Source organism: Streptomyces pseudovenezuelae (genome assembly GCF_029892565.1).
In the GTDB taxonomy this organism is placed as follows: domain Bacteria; phylum Actinomycetota; class Actinomycetes; order Streptomycetales; family Streptomycetaceae; genus Streptomyces; species Streptomyces pseudovenezuelae_A.
Genome location: NZ_JARXVH010000004.1, coordinates 536,447 through 553,568, shown reverse-complemented (window position 1 = coordinate 553,568; position 17,122 = coordinate 536,447). Strand labels below are relative to the sequence as shown.

The following is a 17,122-nucleotide window of genomic DNA, read 5'->3' as shown; positions in this document are numbered from 1 at the left end:
GTCTCGCCGTGTTCCGTCAATCGTCCGTCAGCCGATGGTCGTTCACTTGTAGTGCGCCGCGGGAGGGGTCGCCGAGGTCGACTTCTTGTCGCCCTGGTCCAGGGTCGCGTGCAGCCACTTCGCGTACGACGCCGTCCAGCCGCCGTCGTCGATGTAGCTGCGCAGGGTCCGGTTGACCTGGCGTACCAGATCGTCGGCCTTCAGGTTCATCGCCACGCCGTAGTACTCGTCGGTGAACGGCGGGCCCTTGAGCTCCACCGCCGGATCCTGCGCGGCCTGGCTCGCGGCGAGCGCGCCGTCCGTCACCACCGCGTCGACCTCACCGAGCTGCAACTTCACCAGGCAGTCCAGCTGGTTGGGGACGGGCTCGACGATTTTGACCGAGTCGGGGATCTTGTTGCCCTTCGCCGCCTTCAGGCTGTCGAGCGCCGTGGAGGTCTCCGCCGAGCAGACCTTCTTGTTCGCCAGAGTGGCGTTGAAGCCGGTGATCGTCGAGGTCTTGGGCGCGAGGACCTGCTGGCCGGTCCTGAAGTAGGGCGCGGAGAAGGCGACTTGCTTGATCCGGTCGCAGTTGATCGTCATGGTGCGGACCACCATGTCGACCTCGCCGCTCTCGACCGCCTCTATCCGGCGACTGGTCGGTATCGCCTTGAACGAGACCGCCTCCGGGTCGCCGAGGATGTCCTGGGCGATCCGGTGCACGAGGTCGATGTCGAAGCCCTCCAGCGCGCCGGAGGCGTTGTTCGGGTCGAGGTAGCCCCAGCGGTAGCTGTTGGTGTCGACGCCGACGATCAGGCGCCGGTCCTTGCGGGCCTTGATCTCGTCGATGGTCGTCGTGGCGCCGCCGCCCGTCGGCGACAGGCTCTGGTCCTGCGGGTCCGTGCACTCCTCCGCCTTGGCCTGCCTGCCCTGGGCGACGCCCTGCCCGCCGGTCCCGACGGAGCCGTCCGCGCCCTTCGACTGGGCCAGGGGCAGCAGCACGAAGACCACGGTGAGAGCGCAGGCGACCGCCATCGCGCCCACCCCGCCCCAGCCCCGGAGGCTGGATCGCAGACGCTGTGACAGACGGTGTGCGTTCATCCTCACGCCCCCTTTCGGAGCCCTCTTCCCCCGAATCCAGTTCCCCACGGCCCTGTTCACCGGTACTCCGACAGCCTGCGCCCGATGCCGAGCACCGCGCCGGCCGCGGCCAGCACCGCGAGCACCGCGGCCCCGTACGGCAGTCCTGTGAAGGCGTCCCGGCCGCCGGTCGCGGCCTGCTTGAACTCGGCCTGCTCATGGTCGAGTGCTGTCACCAGCGCCTTGTCGACGTTGTCGAAGCACACGCTGGTCGGGTCCTTGCCGACGCCGATGACCTTGTCCCGGGCCTGCTGGTAGTTGCCCTTGTCGTTCAAGCCCTGGGCCACCACGTGCCGGTCCTTCCACGCCTTCATGAAGCTGTTGGCGTCCGCGACCGGCTTCTGGCCCGCCGAGTCGTCGGCGAGGGAGTCGGCCTTGGCGAGCGCCGAGGCGAGCTGACCGATCTGGGTCTCGTAGCCCACCGCGTAGGCGTCCCGGGTCTCGTCGCCGACCTTCTGGGTGTCGGCGCCCCGGCGGATCAGGCTGAGGTTCTCGTCGCTGCGGGCCGTCAGGGAGGCGATGCGGGCGTCCTGGAGGACGTTGAGCGAGCGGACGCCGTGGTCGTAGGAGTCGTTCAGGCCCGCGCGGGCCACCGTATGGCCGACGACCAGCCAGAGCAGGACCACCACGCAGGCACCCGAAGCGGTGATCAGGCCGTGGTTCAACACCCGGTTGGTGCGCTGGTAGTTGCGCCGCTGGGCCCAGACCAGGGCGGCCAGCACGGCGACGCCGAGGCCGAGCGCGGCCCACGGGAACGCCTTCGCGTCCGCGTAGTCCGACTGCAGCCGCTGGTTCTCCCAGGTGTACAGGTCCTGGGCCTTCGGCAGCATCTGCTTCTGCATCTTCTCGTTCGCCGCCCGCAGATAGGCGCCGCCCACCGGGAAGCCCTGCCGGTTGTTGGCCCGGGCCGTCTCGACCAGGCCCTTGTACTCCGGCAGTTGCTCGTTGAGCTGGGCGATGGCCTTCGCCGATTCGGACCCGGCATCCGAGTTGGCGGCGGCCGTGACCAGCTTGTCCGCGGCCTCCCGTATGTCGTCCTCGTAGCCCTTCCGCATCGCGGGCTTCTCCTGCAGGCCCGCCAGATAGCCGCTGGCCGCCGCGGTGTTGGCGTCGGCGAGCGCGCGGTAGATGTCGGCGGCGTCGGAGCTGAGCGGCTGGCTGCGGTTGAGGACGTCGTCGGCGGCGGCCGCCCGGTCCGACATCTGCCAGGCGGTGATCGCGCCGAAGAGGACGACGAGCAGGGCGAGCAGCGCGCCGATGATCCGCAGCCGCCCCGGCTCGGTGGTCGCGGCGGCGCGCAGCTTGTCGGCGCCCTCGGCGAAGGCCGTACGGCGCGCGGGACCGGGCTCGGGCGCGGCGGGGGAGCCGGGTGCCGCGGCGGGCGGCACGGGCTGTCCCTGCGGCGGTGGCACGACCGGCATCGTGGGCAGCCCGGAACCCGGTGGCGCCGTGGTGCTCTTCGGCGGGTGTGTCACTTCGACCTCCCCCATGGTCATCGTCGCCGCAAGTATCGCTGCCCGTACTGACATCCGCACCGGCCTTCACTGGATCTTGATCCGATCGCAGCCGGTGGAGCGCGGTTCAGTAGCCGGTATACCGGTACGGCGCGACGCCCGCAGCACCCCCTGCCCATGAATACGCCGCCGGAATCAGTTCGGTTCCCGCGACCTCACCCCTCGAAGTGCGCCCGCACGCGCCGGTGCACCTCGACCGCCGCTCCCACCCGGTCGAGGCCGAGCAGCGCCGCCCCCAGCACCGGGCTCGCCGTGACCACCAACGGCACCGCCTTCGGTGCGCGCACCGCCAGCAAGTCCCGTATGCCGTCGCTGAGTTGGGGATGCTGCGCGGCCAGCACTCCGCCGCCCAGCAGCACCGGGGTCTCCTCCTCCAGCAGCTCAAGTCGGGTCAGCGCCACCGTCGCCATGGTCACCACCTCGTCCGCCAGCCGGTCCACGAGCGCGCGGGCGACCGGGTCGCCGTCGGCCGCGGTGGCGAACAGGACCGGCGTCAGCTCGTGCCGCCGGGCGCTCGCGACCTGCTCCAGGTGCAGGGCCTCGATCAGCGCGAGCATGGTGGTGTGGCCGAAGTGGGCGGGCAGGGTGTGCGCCAGCGCCGTCGGCTCGCCGCGCCCGTCCTCGGCCCGGGCGGCGAACCACAGGGCCTCCTCCGCCAGGCCCCAACCACCGCCCCAGTCACCGGAGATGCGGCCGAGCGCGGGGAAGCGGGCGGTACGGCCGTCGGGGCGCATGCCGACGCAGTTGATGCCCGCCCCGCACACCACGGCGACCCCGCGCGGCTCGGTGATGCCGGCCCGCAGGATGGCGAAGGTGTCGTTGCGCACCTCGATGCCCGCACCCCACCCGCGCGCGTGCAGTGCCGCCGCCAACTGCTCCTCCTCCACCGGGAAGTCGGCGTTGGCGAGACACGCGGAGACGTGCTCGACCGACTCCACCCCGGCCGCGGCGAAGGCCCGCTCCACCGCCGCCGCGACGGAGTCCACGGCCGTCTCCACGCCCACCGTGGGCGGCCGGAACCCGCCGCCGCGGGCCGTGGCGAGGATCTCGCCGTCGGCCGCCACGACCGCGACGTCGGTCTTGCTGTTGCCGGCGTCGACGGCGAGGACACGTGCGGTCATGCCCACGCGAGGTGCTCCTGGTTGTGTGCGATCAGCTGGTCGGTGAGGGCCTCGGCGTACTCGAACTGGCCGATCAGGGGATGCGCGAGCAGCGCCTTGAACACCCGGTCGCGGCCGCCGCGCAGGGCGGCCTCCAGAGCCAGGTCCTCGTAGGCGGTCACGTTCGCCATCAGGCCCGCGTACAGCGGGTCGACGGCGGGCACCGGCAGCGGGGACGGGCCGTGCGGGCCGACGGCCGCCTGGACCTCGATCACCGCGTCGTCGGGCAGGAAGGGCAGCGTGCCCCGGTTGTAGGCGTTCACCACCTGGTACGGCGATCCGCCCGCGCCGAGCAGCGAGGCCGCGAGGTCCACGGCCGCCTCCGAGTAGTAGGCGCCGCCCCGCTTGGCCAGCAGCTCCGGCTTCTCGTCCAGCGCCGGATCGCCGTACATCGTCAGCAACTGCCGCTCCATCTCCGCCACTTCGGCGGCCCGGGAGGGCTTGGTGCGCAGCTCGCGGACGACCTCGTCATGGGCGTAGAAGTAGCGCAGGTAGTACGACGGGACCACGCCGAGCCGGTCCAGCAGGACGCGCGGCAGGTGCAGGTCGGCGGCGATCGCGTCGGCGTGCTCGGCCAGCAGCTTGGGCAGCACGTTCTCGCCCTCGGGGCCGCCCAGGCGCACGCCGGTCTCCCAGGTGAGGTGGTTGAGGCCCACGTGGTCGAGGTGGAGGTCGGTCGGTGCGACTCCGAGCATTCCGGCGAACTTGCGCTGGAAGCCGATCGCCACGTTGCACAGCCCGACCGCCTTGTGGCCGGCCTGGAGCAGCGCGCGGGTCACGATCCCCACCGGGTTGGTGAAGTCGATGATCCAGGCGTCCGGGTTGGCGCGGCGGACCCGTTCCGCGATGTCCAGGACCACCGGGACCGTGCGCAGTGCCTTGGCCAGGCCGCCCGCGCCGGTGGTCTCCTGGCCGACGCAGCCGCACTCCAGCGGCCAGGTCTCGTCCTGCTGCCGGGCCGCCTGTCCGCCGACGCGCAGTTGCAGCAGCACCGCGTCGGCGCCGTCCACGCCCGCGTCCAGGTCGGAGGTGGTGACGATCTTGCCGTCGTGCCCCTGCTTGGCGAAGATCCGGCGGGCCAGACCGCCGACCAGCTCAAGCCGCTCGGCAGCCGGGTCGACCAGGACGAGTTCCTCGATGGGCAGGGTGTCCCGCAACCGGGCGAAGCCGTCGATGAGTTCGGGCGTGTAGGTCGAGCCTCCGCCGACCACGGTGAGTTTCATACGGGGTTAACCCTTCACTCCGGTGAGCGTGACGCCCTCGACGAACGCCTTCTGGGCGAAGAAGAAGACGAGGATCACGGGGGCCATGACCAGTACGGTCGCGGCCATGGTCAGATTCCAGTCGGTGTGGTGCGCGCCCTTGAAGGACTCCAGGCCGTAACTCAGCGTCCAGGCGCCCGGGTTCTCGGACGCGTAGATCTGGGGGCCGAAGTAGTCGTTCCAGGCGTAGAAGAACTGGAAGAGCGCGACGGCCGCGATGCCGGGCTTGGCCATCGGGAGCACGACCCGCAGCAGGGTGCGCAGTTCGCCGCAGCCGTCGACCTTCGCCGCGTCCAGGTACTCGTTCGGGATGGTCAGCAGGAACTGGCGCAGCAGGAAGATGGTGAACGCGTCGCCGAACGCCATCGGGATGATCAGCGGCCACAGCGTGCCGGACAGGTCCAGCTGCTTCGCCCAGAACAGGTACATCGGGATGATGACCACCTGCGGCGGCAGCATCATCATCGAGATGACCAGCATCAGGGAGAGATTCCGGCCGCGGAAGCGGAACTTGGCGAGCGCGTACGCCACCGGGATCGACGACGCGACGCTCAGGACGGTGCCGAGACCGGCGTAGATCAGGGTGTTCTTCCACCAGGTCAAAAAGCCCGGGGTGTCGAAGACCTTCTTGTAGTTGCCCCACTCCCAGGTGTGCGGGATCAGATCGCGGCTGAGGGCCTGGGTGTCGCTCATCAGCGAGGTCAGGAACACGAACACGAACGGGAGCGTGAAGAAGAGCGCTGCCGCGACGCCGAGCGAGTGGATCGCGATCCACTCCAGGAACGCCCGGCGGCGGGCCGTGCGTTCGGCGGGGGAGGCCGGGGTCCCCAACTCCACCGGCTTGTCCAGGACTTGGGTCATGGTCAGTCACCTGCCAGGTTGAGACCGCCCCGACGCCGCATCAGCAACGCGGTGAACGCCATCGACAGCACGAAGAGGACGAGGGCGACGACACACGCGGAGCCGTAGTCGAAGCGCTGGAAGCCGAGGTTGTAGACGAGCTGGGGGAGGGTGAGCGTGGACTTCTCCGGATAGCCGGGCTCGAACTGCGTGCCCGCGCCCTGGATCACGCCCGAGGCGACCTTCCCCGCGATCAGTGGCTGGGTGTAGTACTGCATCGCCTGGATCACGCCGGTGACCACCGCGAACATGACGATCGGCGAGATGTTGGGCAGCGTGACGAACCGGAACCGCTGCCAGGCCGACGCGCCGTCCAACTCGGCCGCCTCGTACTGCTCTTTCGGTACGTCGAGCAGCGCGGCCATGAAGATGACCATGAGGTCGCCGATGCCCCACAGGGCGAGCAGGGTGAGGGCCGGCTTGGACCAGGCGGGGTCGTTGAACCAGCCCGGCGCCGGGATGCCGATCTTCTCCAGGATCGAGTTGACCGGGCCCGTACCGGGGTTGAGTAGGAAGGCGAACGCCATCGTGGCCGCCACCGGCGGGGCGAGGTAGGGCAGGTAGAACAGGGTGCGGAAGACACCCGTGGCCGTCTTGATCTTGGTGATCAGCAGGCCGACACCGAGCCCGAACAGGACCCGCAGGGTCACCGTGATCACGACCAGCCACAGCGTGTTGCGCAGCGCGGGCCAGAACAGCGGGTAGTGCTCGAAGACGTACGTCCAGTTCTTCGTGCCGCTCCACGTCGGCGGTTTGAAGCCGTCGTAGTGCATGAAGGAGAAGTAGATCGTCGAGATCATCGGGTACGCGAAGAAGACCGCGAACCCGATCAACCAGGGCGACATGAAGGCGAAAGTGCGCAGTGCTTGTTTCCGCTGCTTCGCAGCGAGGCCAGAACGGCGGCGCTTCGACGCCAGAGTGATCGTGGCCATTACTTCGCCTGCGCGATGTCCGTGTCGATCTGCTTGGCCGTGCTGTCCAGACCGGACTTGAGGTTCTTCACCTTGCCGCGCTCGAAGTCGTAGCCGAAGTTCTGGATCGTCACCAGGTACTGGCCGCCGTTGATGGAGGCCGGGCTCGTGGTCGAGTTGGGGTTCGCGGCGATGTCCAGGAAGGTCTTGAAGCGCGGGTCGTACTTCAGCTTCGGGGACTTCAGGGCGGCCAGCGTGGAGGGCACGTTGTGGATGTCGTTGGCGAAGCCGACCACCGCGTCCGTGTCCGTGGTCATGTACTTCACCAGCTCCCAGGCCGCGTTCTGCTTGTGGCTGGTGGCGGCGATACCGGTGATGGTGCCGGTGATGTAGCCCTTGCCGTACTGGTCGGCCTGGTCGTCGGGGACGGGCAGCGGGGCCACCCCGATCTCGAACTTCGGCTTCGCGTCCAGCGCCATGCCAAGGCGCCATTCACCGTCCAGCTGCATCGCGACCTGGCCGGTGTGGAAGGGGTGCTTGGCGCCCCATTCGTCGCCCAGCGTGGCGCGGTACTTCTCCAGCTTCTGGAATCCGCCGAGTTCGTCCACGAGCTTCTTCTGCAGGTCGAAACCGGCGGTGAACGCCGGGTCCTTGGCGACGTTCGACTTGCCGCTGGAGTCGAAGTACGTCGGCGAGAACTGCGCGAAGATGTGCTCGGTCGTGGTCTCCCAGCCGTGGTAGTTCGGCATGAACCCGAGCTGCTTGTAGCTGTCGCCGTCGGAGATCGTCAGCTTCTTGGCGTCGGCCTCGAACTCGGTCCAGGTCTTCGGCGGGGTCTTGATGCCGGCCTTCGCGAACGCCGTCTTGTTGTAGTAGAGGCCGTAGGCGTCACCGAGCAGCGGCGCCGTGCAGCGGTTGCCGTCGAACTGGGTGTACTCGTTCATCGCCTTCGGGAACGTCGTCTCCGGGTCGATGTCCGCCTTCTTGAAGAAGGGGTTCAGATCGACCAGGGCGCCCGAGGAGCAGAACTTGCCGACGTTGTTCGTGGTGAACGACGAGATCACGTCGGGGGCCTTGCCGCCGCCCGCGCGCAGCGCCTGGTTGATCTTGTCGTCGGTGACGTTGCCGACGATGTTGACGTGGATGTTGGGGTGGGCCTTCTCGAAGCCGGCGACCAGTGTCTTGACGGCCTTCACCTCGTTCGGCGCGCTCCAGGCGTGCCAGAAGTTGATGGTCGTGTCCTTCGAGGCGTCGTCGTCGGAGCCGGAGGAGGACTGACCGGTACAGGCGGTGGCCAAGAGGGCGATGGAGGCGGAGGCGGCGAGAGCGACGGCCGCTTTCCGGGACATTCCGGGCATGGCAGGGTCTCCCAGGGACGGGGCGAGGTGGGCGAGGGAAGAAAGAGGAAAGAGGAAAGAGGAGGACGGGGCGGGCGTAGGACGTGGGGCTGAAGGGGTTCAGCGCGAGGTGTCGAAGACCTCGTCGCGGGTGGTCGCGAGCGCGCTCTCCAACGCGCCGCGCAGCACGGGGTGTTCGGTGACGTCGCCGACGACGAGCCGGGGCCGGGAGGCGGCCAGCTCCTCCAGCTCGGCCTGGACCAGGGCGCGCAGCGTCTCGCCGCCGGAGGTCAGCGAGTCGCCGCTGAGGACGACGAGTTCGGGGTCGAGGACGGAGACCAGCGAGGCGAGACCGGTGGCCAGATGTGTCGCGTACGTCTCCAACATCTGCCGTTCCGGGCCGCTGTCGGTCTCGGCGGCGCGGGCGACGAGGGCGGCGGCGACCTCGGCGGACGAGCCCGAGGGGATGTCCTCGACGCCCAGCTGCCGGGCCAGCTTGGGAATCGCCTGCGAACCGGCCAGTTCCTGGTAACCACCGCTGTTGGCCTTGGTCACCTGCCGGACCAGGGGTGCGCCCGGCACCGGCAGGAAGCCGACCTCGCCGGCGCCGCCGGTCCAGCCGCGGTGCAGCCGGCCGCCGAGGATCAGGGCGGCGCCGAGGCCGCCCTCGTTCCACAGCAGCACGAAGTCCGCGTGTCCGCGGGCCGCGCCGAGCCGCTGTTCGGCGACGGCGGCGAGGTTCACGTCGTTCTCGTACTCGACCGGCATAGGCAGCGCGGCCGCGAGTTCGTCGAGCAGGGCCGGGGTGTGCCAGCCCGGCAGGTGCGAGGCGTAGCGCAGCCGGCCGGTGTTGGGGTCGAAGGCGCCGGGGGTGCCGATGACGAGCCGGTGGACGTCGTCCCGGGCGAGCCCGGCGGCCTTCACGGCGCCGTCGAGGGCGTCGGTGACCTGCCGGACCACGGGCTGGACCGGCCGCCTGCCCGGGGTGGGCAGTTCGTACGAGCCCACCGTGCGGCCGGTGACGTCGGCGACCGCGGCCAGGATGCGCTCGGGGGTGACGTCGAGCCCGGCGGCGTACGCGGCCGTCGGATTGACCTCGTAGAGCTGGGCGTTGGGGCCCGGGCGGCCCTCGGTGGTGCCGGTGGCGAGCACGAGCCCGGCCGCCTCCAGGCGGGCCAGGAGCTGCGAGGCGGTCGGCTTGGACAGGCCGGTGAGCTTGCCGATCCGGGTGCGGGAGAGCGGGCCGTGCTCCAGGAGGAGGTCCAGGGCGGCGCGGTCGTTCATGGCGCGCAGGACGCGCGGGGTGCCCGGCGTGCCGGCTGTTCCTGCCATGTGGGTCGACACCTGCCTTTCGACTGCCCAGCTTCTCAGCGGTCTGCGCTGGAAGTCCATCCGCCGATCATGTTCTCAGTCGGCGGTGATCACTGTTAGGAAAGTTTCCTATTGGCTGGAAAGGAACGTAAGCCCGGTGCGAAGGGGGCGTCAATAGAAACCGCCCCCGAGGCAACAGACTCGTTACCTGGGGGGCGGTTTCTCGCTGGCCGCGGGCTACTTCGCCGGAGTCGAAGGCCGCTGCTGGGCGAGCGGTGAGGCCGCTGCAGCCTGTGGGGAGTCCGCGTTGGAGTACACCGAGGGGGCCGCCACGGCTGCCGTCGGGTCGGGGGTCTCGCTGTCTTCGAGCGGGGCCGTCGCGCCGCCGACGATGCGGATGTCGGCCGCGTCGAAGGCCCGCTTGATCCGCCAGCGCAGCTCGCGCTCGACCGAGAGGGACTTGCCGGGCATCGTCTTGGCGGTGACCCGGACGACCATCGAGTCGAGCAGGACGCTGTCCAGGCCGAGCACCTCGATCGGGCTCCACAGCAGCTCGTTCCAGGGCTCCTCGGCGGTCATCTTCTCGGCGACCTCGTCGAGGGTGGCCTTGACCCGGTCCAGATCCTCGGAGGACTTGACGGTCACGTCGACGCCCGCGGTGGCCCAGCCCTGGGAGAGGTTGCCGATGCGCTTGATCTCGCCGTTGCGGACGTACCAGATCTCGCCGTTGTCGCCGCGCAGCTTGGTCACGCGCAGGCCGACCTCGATGACCTCGCCGGAGGCGACGCCGGAGTCGATCTGGTCGCCGACGCCGTACTGGTCCTCCAGGATCATGAAGACGCCGGAGAGGAAGTCCGTGACGAGGTTGCGGGCACCGAAACCGATCGCGACGCCCGCGACACCGGCGGAGGCCAGGAGTGGGGCCAGGTTGATCTGGAACGTGCCCAGGATCATCAGCGCGGCCGTGCCGAGGATCAGGAAGCTCGCCACCGAGCGCAGCACCGAGCCGATCGCCTGGGACCGCTGCCGGCGCCGCTCGACGTTGACCAGCAGACCGCCCAGCGCGGTGCCGTCGACCGCCTGCACGGTGCGGGTCATCCGGTCGATGAGCTTAGTGATCGCCCGCCGTACGAAGACTCTCAGCACTCCGGCGATCACCAGGATGAGCAGCACCCGCAGGCTGATCGCCAGCCATGTGGACCAGTTCTGCTCGACCCAGCTGGCGGCGTTGGTCGCGCTCTCCTGGGCGTCCTGCAGCGAGGGCACCGCCGGAGTCGTCGACCCCGAGGGGGTCGGTGACGGCGACGTACCGGCGGCCAGTAGGACGGCGGACAAGGACACGGCAGGTACCTCCAGGTGCAGCCTCCACCCCACCGGCCGGCGGTCAAGGTCTCGGGCTCTCAGGTCACGAAAAGGTCACCGGCGGGGCAGGTTCACCACACTATCGGGGCATCGTGTGTGGATCGTTGCCGTCTTCTGGGGAGAGACCGCGCCCAGGCGGGGAAGTACAGGTGGGATGAAGCATTCCCCGCCCGGGGCATGCTCCAGATGTGGTCGAAAACACTCCCAGCCCGTTACCGGGACATGGTGGCGCTTCCACCAGGCATGAGGGGAGACTGACTACAGATCGTCCCGGCGCGAGCCACGCGCCGCCGACGCACAAGGAGGCATCCGTGCCGCACGTCCTGGTACTCAATGCGTCGTACGAGCCACTCGGCGTCGTACCGCTCCGCCGCGCGCTCGTCCTCGTCCTGGAGAACAAGGCTGTCGCCTTGGAGGAATCCGGCGCCTTTATGCACAGCGCAACCGTCACAGTCCCCGCACCCAGCGTGGTCCGGCTCAAGCGATTCGTACGGGTTCCCTATCGGGGGCCCGTTCCTCTTACCCGGCGGGCGCTGTTCGCGCGTGACGGGGGCCGGTGCATGTACTGCGGTGGCGTCGCAACCAGCGTCGACCATGTCATTCCGCGCAGCCGCGGGGGCAAGCACGTCTGGGACAACGTGGTGGCGTCCTGCCGCCGCTGCAACCACGTGAAGGCCGACCGACACCTCTTCGAGATCGGCTGGCGGCTGCGCCACAAACCCGCCCCACCCTCCGGACTGGCCTGGCGCATCATCGGGACCGGACACAGGGACCCGCGCTGGATGCCGTACTTGCAACCGTACGGCGCGGAAGACGCCATGGCCCGGATCGACGGCATATCCGCCTGACGATCCGGGCTTTCGCATATCCCCTGGTCAGCGGCGATATGGCGAATACGGCGGATGCGGCACGGTGCGTGATCCGCCCCGGGGAGCCCCGTCGTGCTCCCGGGGGCGGATCGTCATGGGCTCACGCGTAGCGCAGCTCCGCCGGGCGGACCGAGCGGCGCAGCAGGGGCAGCGAGGTGGCCGCCGCCAGCAGACAGGCCGCGTACACGGCACCGGGGACCAGCAGCGCGGCGTACGGCACGGGCACGGCCGTGTGCGCCGAGGCGGCCGAGCCGTACCAGACGCTGATCGCCAGGCCGCCGAGGCCCGCCACCGCGATCGCGGGGGTCAGCGGCAGCGCGGTCTCCAGGAGCAGCGCCCGGGCCAGTACGGAGTGCGGCACCCCGGCGGCGGCCTGTGCGGCCAGGCCCCGGCGCCGGGTGGCCAGGGACTCGGCGGTGCCGACGGCCAGGCCGGTCAGGACGAGCGCAAGGGCGATGAGGATCGCGGCGCCGGTCAGGTCGATGCCGGTCGTGTAGTAGGCCATGTCCGTCCCGAGGCTGCCCTCGCGGCGCATTTCGGCCAGATGCGCGAGCAGCACCTGGCGCACGCCCGCGAAGCCCGAGCCGACGACCGTCACCAGCAGAACCGCCGCGTGGGTGCGGGCGGTCGCCCAGGGGTCCTCGCGCAGCCGCTCCGCCGCGATCAGCAGCGCGGGGCGCCCGGTGCCGGCCGCGAAGCCCTCGCCCAGCTGGCGGGAGGAGGCGCCGGACAGCCAGATCGCGGTGAGGCCGGCCAGCACGGCCAGGAGGATCACCGCGACCGGGCCGAGGTCGAAGGAGACGGGGCTGCCGAAGACCGGCGTCACCGCGATGAACAGCTCCGTCGCCACCAGCAGCCAGGTCACCGTACGGAACAGCCGCCCCGGCCCCCGCGCCGGCCGCGTCCGCCGGATCCGGCCCAGCGGATCGGCCACCACCCGGCGCAGCGACACCATGCCCACGGCCGCGCCCAGCACCGGCACGGCCACGGCGACCAGGACGATCCCGGCCCAGGCCACGGCGGTCGGGCTCGACCATGCGTGCAGCAGCACCGGCACGAAGACGGCCGTGGCGAGCACCGAACCGGCCAGACAGGCGGGCCCCGACTCCAGCGCCGCGATCCGCCGCACCTGCCAGGGCTCGGCCCCCGCGAGCCGCAGCGCGGCCAGCCGCCGGTCCCGGTGCACCGCCCCGATCCGCGCACACTGCCCGAGGAACCCCAGCACCGGGATGAGCAGCAGCCCCAGCGCGAGACCCACGTTCTGCCGGTCACTGGGGGAGTCGAACAGCCCGGACCCGAAGGACACGGAGTACCACCCGTCCAAGGACAGCAGCGCTACGACCCCCAGCCCGACCCCCGTCGCCAGCGCCGCCCCCACCACCGTGAGCCCGACCCGCCACCACTCCCGCCGATCGGAACCCCGGGTGAGCAGCCAGGCGAGGCGCAGATCGGCGAACAGGGCGCTCACGCCGCCACCCCCTGCGCGGCCACGGCCCCGTCGGTCAGGCGTATCTCCCGGTCCGCGTAGGCCGCCACCTGGTCGTCGTGGGTGACGAGGACGACGGCCGTGCCCGCCTCGCGAACCGTCCTGACCAGGGCCGTCATCACCTGCTCGGTCGTCAGGGAGTCGAGCGCGCCGGTCGGCTCGTCCGCGAACACGATCCGCGGGGCGGTCACCAACGCCCGTGCCAACGCGACCCGTTGGGCCTGGCCGCCGCTCATCTCGCCGGGCCGCAGCTCCCCCTGCCCGCGCACCCCGAACCGCTCCAGCCACTCGCCGGCCTCACCCTGCGCCTCCGTGCGCGCGGCCCCCGCGAGCAGCAGCGGCAGCGCCACGTTGTCCAGCGCCGTCAGCTCGGGTATCAGCTGCCCGAACTGGAACACCACCCCGAACTCGGTCCGCCGCAGCTCGCTCAGCCGCTTCTCCGGCAACTCGTCCAGCCGCTGCCCCGCATACGTCACCGAGCCCGCGTCCGGCCGGACGATCCCGGCGAGACAGTGCAGCAACGTCGACTTCCCGCTGCCGCTCGCGCCGGTCACGGCGAGCAGCTCACCGTCGCGCAGCTCGACCGACGCGCCGCGCAGGGCCTCGGTCCTGCCGTGCGCCTTGACGAGGTCACGGGCCGCCAGCAGCGGCACCGTCTCGCCCCCCTTGTCGCTCATGCTGCGTCTACCTCCGCGATCAGAGTGGTGAGCCGGACCCCCGTGGTGGTCATCCAACGGAGGTCGGCATCAAGGTGGTTGAGGGCGTAGTCGGCCGAGAGCACGGTCGCGAGATCGGCGCCCCGCGCGGTCTTCACCGCCGTCAGCTCCCGCATCCGCTCCATGTGGGCGGCGCGTTGGGCACGCAGATAGGCGTCCGCGTCACCGCCGGACAGGATCGAGACGACGACCTTGGCGAAGATCTCGTTCGTCACGAAGGGCGCGGGCGGCGCGATCTCCCGTGCCCACTCGGCCAGTTCACGCTCGCCCTCCTCGGTCCAGCGGTACTTGGTCCGCTCCGGACCGCCGTCCGAATCGGTGCCCTCGACCTCCGCGAGGCCGTCCCGGACCAGGCGCTGCAGGGTCGTGTAGACCTGCCCGTAGGCGAGTGGACGGGCCTGCGGGAAGCGTTCGTCGTGCCGTCGCTTGAGGTCGTAGCCATGGCTCGGCCCCGAGGCGAGCAGCCCCAACAGGATGTGGCGGGTGCTCATGGCCATCATTATGCACGCGATACATGTACTGAGTGAATAGTGGGATCCGGCGGTCTCCGGGTACGGCCGGCGGCGACTCGACGCAAAATGTGAGGAGTGGCACGTAGTCCCCCCTCTCACGTCTGCCGTGGCGTCCACTGGGTAGGGCTCCGAATGCCCGCAGAGCCCGCCGTACCCGAGCCGTATCGACAAGGAGGCCCCCGTGGCCGCACCGGCACACCCCCTGTCCAAACCCGTGGCGCAGTCGCCGTCCACCGAGCCCGAGGCGTACATCTGCGTCTTCAGCGCGGAGGGCGCCTGCGCCGAGACCCCGCTGACCAGCGAACCTCCGCTGCCCGACGCCGAGCCCCTGACCAGCGAGCCACCGCTCGCCGACGCGCCCTCGCTGACCAGCGAGTCGGCGCCGTTCGCCGACGTAGAGCCGGAATTCACGGCGCTGTAGATGACCCCGCAGGCGCCAGGAGGCCGTGGATGAGCGCGCAGGAGCCGGACGCACCCGAACCGTCCGCCGAGGGCCTGTCCCCACAGGACCCGCACTCCGAGGAGCCGCCGGCCGCGGACTCCGCCGCCGCGGACCCGTACGCCGAGGACCTGGCCCGGCTGGCCGCGCTGTACGGCGTCGCCAGCTCCTACAGCCCCTCCCCGGACCGCACGGTCACGGCTTCCGGTACTGCCGTCACCCTCGCCCTGGCCGCCCTCGGTGTCGACGCGAGCAGTCCGGAGGCGGCGCGCGCGGCGCTCGACGCCCGTGAGCGGGAGCTGGCCGAGCGGCTGCTGCCCCCGACCGTGGTGGTCTGGAGCGGCGGTACGTCAGCCGCCCTCGCGGATCTCCCGGCCGGCACCCGGCTGCGGATCGAGACCGAGCAGGGCGAGACGCGGGCCGACGTGGACCAACTCCCGCACGGTGTCCACCGGTTGACCGCCACCGCGCCCGACGGCCGCACCGCCGAAGCCCACCTGGTCGTCGCCCCGGCCCATCTGCCCACGCCCACGGGACGCTCGTACGGACTGCTCGTCCAGCTCTACTCCCTGCTCTCCCAACGCTCCTGGGGCATGGGCGACCTGGGCGATCTCGGTGAACTCAGCGCCTGGGCAGGCCGTGCGCTCGGTGCCGGCTTCATCCAGGTCAACCCCCTGCACGCGGCCGTGCCAGGACCGCCCACCGACCCGTCCCCCTACCGCCCCTCCTCCCGCCGCTTCCCCGACCCCGTCCACCTGCGCGTCGAGGACGTCCCCGAGTACGCCTACGTCACCGAGCCCGAGCGGCTGCAGACGCTGCTGGAGCGGGCCGGACGGTTGCGCGAATCGGTGCTGGAGAAGGGCGAGTTGATCGACCGGGACGCGGTCTGGGAGCTGAAACGGGAGGCCCTGGAGCTGATCCGCGAGGTGCCGCTCGGGCCCGGGCGGCGGGCCGAGTACGTCGACTTCCTGGCCCGGGAGGGCGAGGCGCTGGAGGACCACGCCACCTGGTACGCCCTCGCCGAGGTGCACGGCGCGGACTGGAGCCGGTGGCCGGACGCGCTGCGCGACCCGCGCTCGGCCGAAACGGCGCGCGCCCGCGGCGAGTTGATGGACCGCGTCGACTTCCACTGCCGGCTCGCCTGGCTCACCGACGCCCAACTCACCGCCGCCCAGCGCACCGCACGCGAGTCCGGCATGCCGGTCGGGCTCGTCCACGACCTCGCGGTCGGCGTGCACCCGCAGGGCGCCGACGCCTGGGCGCAGCAGGAGTACTTCGCCGCCGGGATGTCGGTGGGCGCCCCGCCGGACGCCTTCAACTCCCGTGGCCAGGACTGGGGCCTGCCGCCCTGGCGCCCGGACCGCCTCGCCGAGTCGGGCTACGCGCCCTACCGGCGGCTCCTGCGCGCCCTGTTCCGCTACGCCGGCGCCCTGCGCATCGACCACGTCATGGGCCTGTTCCGCCTCTGGTGGGTCCCCCAGGGCCGCCCGCCCACGGAGGGCACCTACGTCCGCTACGACGCCGAGGCCATGCTCGCCGTCCTGGTCCTGGAGGCCGAGCGGGCCGGGTCCTTCGTGATCGGCGAGGACCTGGGGACCGTGGAGCCCGGCGTGCGGGAGGCGCTGCGCGAGCGCGGGGTCTTCGGCACCTCCGTCCTGTGGTTCGAACGGGACTGGGAGGGCGACGGCCGTCCCGTGCCGCCCGAGGGCTGGCGCGCCGACTGCCTCGCCACCGCCACCACCCACGACCTGCCGTCCACCGCCGCCCGCCTCACCGGCGAACACGTCGAACTCCGCGACCACCTGGGCCTGTTGACCCGCCCGGTGGCCGAGGAGCGGGCGGAGGCGGCGGCGGAGACAGGGGAGTGGCTGGCGCTGCTCGCCCGGCTCGGCCTGCTGCACGGCACGGGCGGCGGGCACAGCACCTCGACGGAGGAGGCCGAGATCCAGGCCGTGCACCGCTTCCTGCTGCGCACCCCGGCCCACCTGATCGGCATCTGGCTCCCCGACACGGTCGGCGACCGCCGGCCACAGAACCTGCCGGGCACCTGGGACCAGTACCCGAACTGGCGGCTGCCGATCGCGGACGCCGACGGCCGTCCGGTCACCCTGGAGGAACTCGCGGCCTCACCGCGCCTGCACGCCCTGATCGAGGTGGTACGGGCGGGGTGAATCGAGGTGGTGCGGCGGGATGTGAGGGCGGGGCGCGGCGGTTCCTCCGGCGG

15 protein-coding genes are annotated in these 17,122 nt (G+C 71.0%); 3 read left to right on the top strand and 12 right to left on the bottom strand.

Features of this window, described 5'->3' with window-relative positions:
- Positions 1-42: 42 nt before the first annotated feature.
- The 9 genes from M2283_RS15290 to M2283_RS15250 form a co-directional block, all read right to left on the bottom strand.
- Complete coding sequence (locus tag M2283_RS15290) at positions 43-1,080, bottom strand: glutamate ABC transporter substrate-binding protein (RefSeq protein WP_280876737.1); 1,038 nt, start codon at positions 1,078-1,080, stop codon at positions 43-45.
- 56 nt (positions 1,081-1,136) lie between these two features.
- Positions 1,137-2,594, bottom strand: coding sequence for a hypothetical protein (locus M2283_RS15285; protein WP_280876736.1), 1,458 nt, complete (start codon positions 2,592-2,594; stop codon positions 1,137-1,139).
- Between the two features lie 194 nt (positions 2,595-2,788).
- Positions 2,789-3,760 (bottom strand): N-acetylglucosamine kinase, encoded by a 972-nt coding sequence (locus M2283_RS15280; RefSeq protein ID WP_280876735.1) that lies wholly within the window; start codon positions 3,758-3,760, stop codon positions 2,789-2,791.
- Complete coding sequence (locus tag M2283_RS15275) at positions 3,751-5,016, bottom strand: 6-phospho-beta-glucosidase (protein WP_280876734.1); 1,266 nt, start codon at positions 5,014-5,016, stop codon at positions 3,751-3,753. Before M2283_RS15275 ends, M2283_RS15280 begins: the two co-directional genes overlap by 10 nt.
- Before the next feature lie 6 nt (positions 5,017-5,022).
- A complete protein-coding gene (locus tag M2283_RS15270) occupies positions 5,023-5,916 on the bottom strand; it encodes a carbohydrate ABC transporter permease (RefSeq protein ID WP_280876733.1) in 894 nt (297 codons plus the stop codon).
- A gap of 2 nt (positions 5,917-5,918) precedes the next feature.
- Positions 5,919-6,887 (bottom strand): carbohydrate ABC transporter permease, encoded by a 969-nt coding sequence (locus M2283_RS15265; RefSeq protein WP_280876732.1) that lies wholly within the window; start codon positions 6,885-6,887, stop codon positions 5,919-5,921.
- Complete coding sequence (locus M2283_RS15260; RefSeq protein WP_280876731.1) at positions 6,887-8,224, bottom strand: ABC transporter substrate-binding protein; 1,338 nt, start codon at positions 8,222-8,224, stop codon at positions 6,887-6,889. The genes M2283_RS15265 and M2283_RS15260 overlap by 1 nt, the downstream gene beginning before the upstream one ends.
- A 99-nt stretch (positions 8,225-8,323) precedes the next feature.
- Positions 8,324-9,535: an ROK family transcriptional regulator gene (locus tag M2283_RS15255; protein ID WP_280876730.1), complete on the bottom strand. Its 1,212-nt coding sequence runs from the start codon at positions 9,533-9,535 to the stop codon at positions 8,324-8,326.
- Between the two features lie 216 nt (positions 9,536-9,751).
- Complete coding sequence (locus M2283_RS15250) at positions 9,752-10,855, bottom strand: mechanosensitive ion channel family protein (protein ID WP_280876729.1); 1,104 nt, start codon at positions 10,853-10,855, stop codon at positions 9,752-9,754.
- Positions 10,856-11,187: 332 nt separating this feature from the next.
- On the opposite strand from M2283_RS15250, the gene M2283_RS15245 reads away from it, so the two are divergent.
- Complete coding sequence (locus M2283_RS15245; RefSeq protein WP_280876728.1) at positions 11,188-11,724, top strand: HNH endonuclease; 537 nt, start codon at positions 11,188-11,190, stop codon at positions 11,722-11,724.
- A 121-nt stretch (positions 11,725-11,845) separates the two neighbouring features.
- On the opposite strand, the gene M2283_RS15240 is transcribed toward M2283_RS15245, so the two are convergent.
- Genes M2283_RS15240 through M2283_RS15230 form a run of 3 tightly spaced genes read right to left on the bottom strand, consistent with a single transcriptional unit; the run spans position 11,846 to position 14,438 of the window.
- Positions 11,846-13,213 carry an FtsX-like permease family protein gene (locus M2283_RS15240; protein WP_280876727.1) on the bottom strand — a complete coding sequence of 456 codons (1,368 nt, stop codon included), beginning with the start codon at positions 13,211-13,213 and terminating at the stop codon, positions 11,846-11,848.
- Entirely contained in the window at positions 13,210-13,908 is a 699-nt protein-coding gene (locus M2283_RS15235) for an ABC transporter ATP-binding protein (protein WP_280876726.1), read from the bottom strand. Before M2283_RS15235 ends, M2283_RS15240 begins: the two co-directional genes overlap by 4 nt.
- Complete coding sequence (locus M2283_RS15230; protein ID WP_280876725.1) at positions 13,905-14,438, bottom strand: PadR family transcriptional regulator; 534 nt, start codon at positions 14,436-14,438, stop codon at positions 13,905-13,907. Before M2283_RS15230 ends, M2283_RS15235 begins: the two co-directional genes overlap by 4 nt.
- A gap of 202 nt (positions 14,439-14,640) precedes the next feature.
- Here M2283_RS15230 and M2283_RS15225 point away from each other — a divergent pair, with 202 nt between their 5' ends.
- A complete protein-coding gene (locus tag M2283_RS15225) occupies positions 14,641-14,880 on the top strand; it encodes a hypothetical protein (protein WP_280876988.1) in 240 nt (79 codons plus the stop codon).
- A gap of 29 nt (positions 14,881-14,909) precedes the next feature.
- Positions 14,910-17,069: a 4-alpha-glucanotransferase gene (gene malQ, locus M2283_RS15220; protein WP_280876724.1), complete on the top strand. Its 2,160-nt coding sequence runs from the start codon at positions 14,910-14,912 to the stop codon at positions 17,067-17,069.
- The last annotated feature ends 53 nt before the right edge of the window (positions 17,070-17,122 follow it).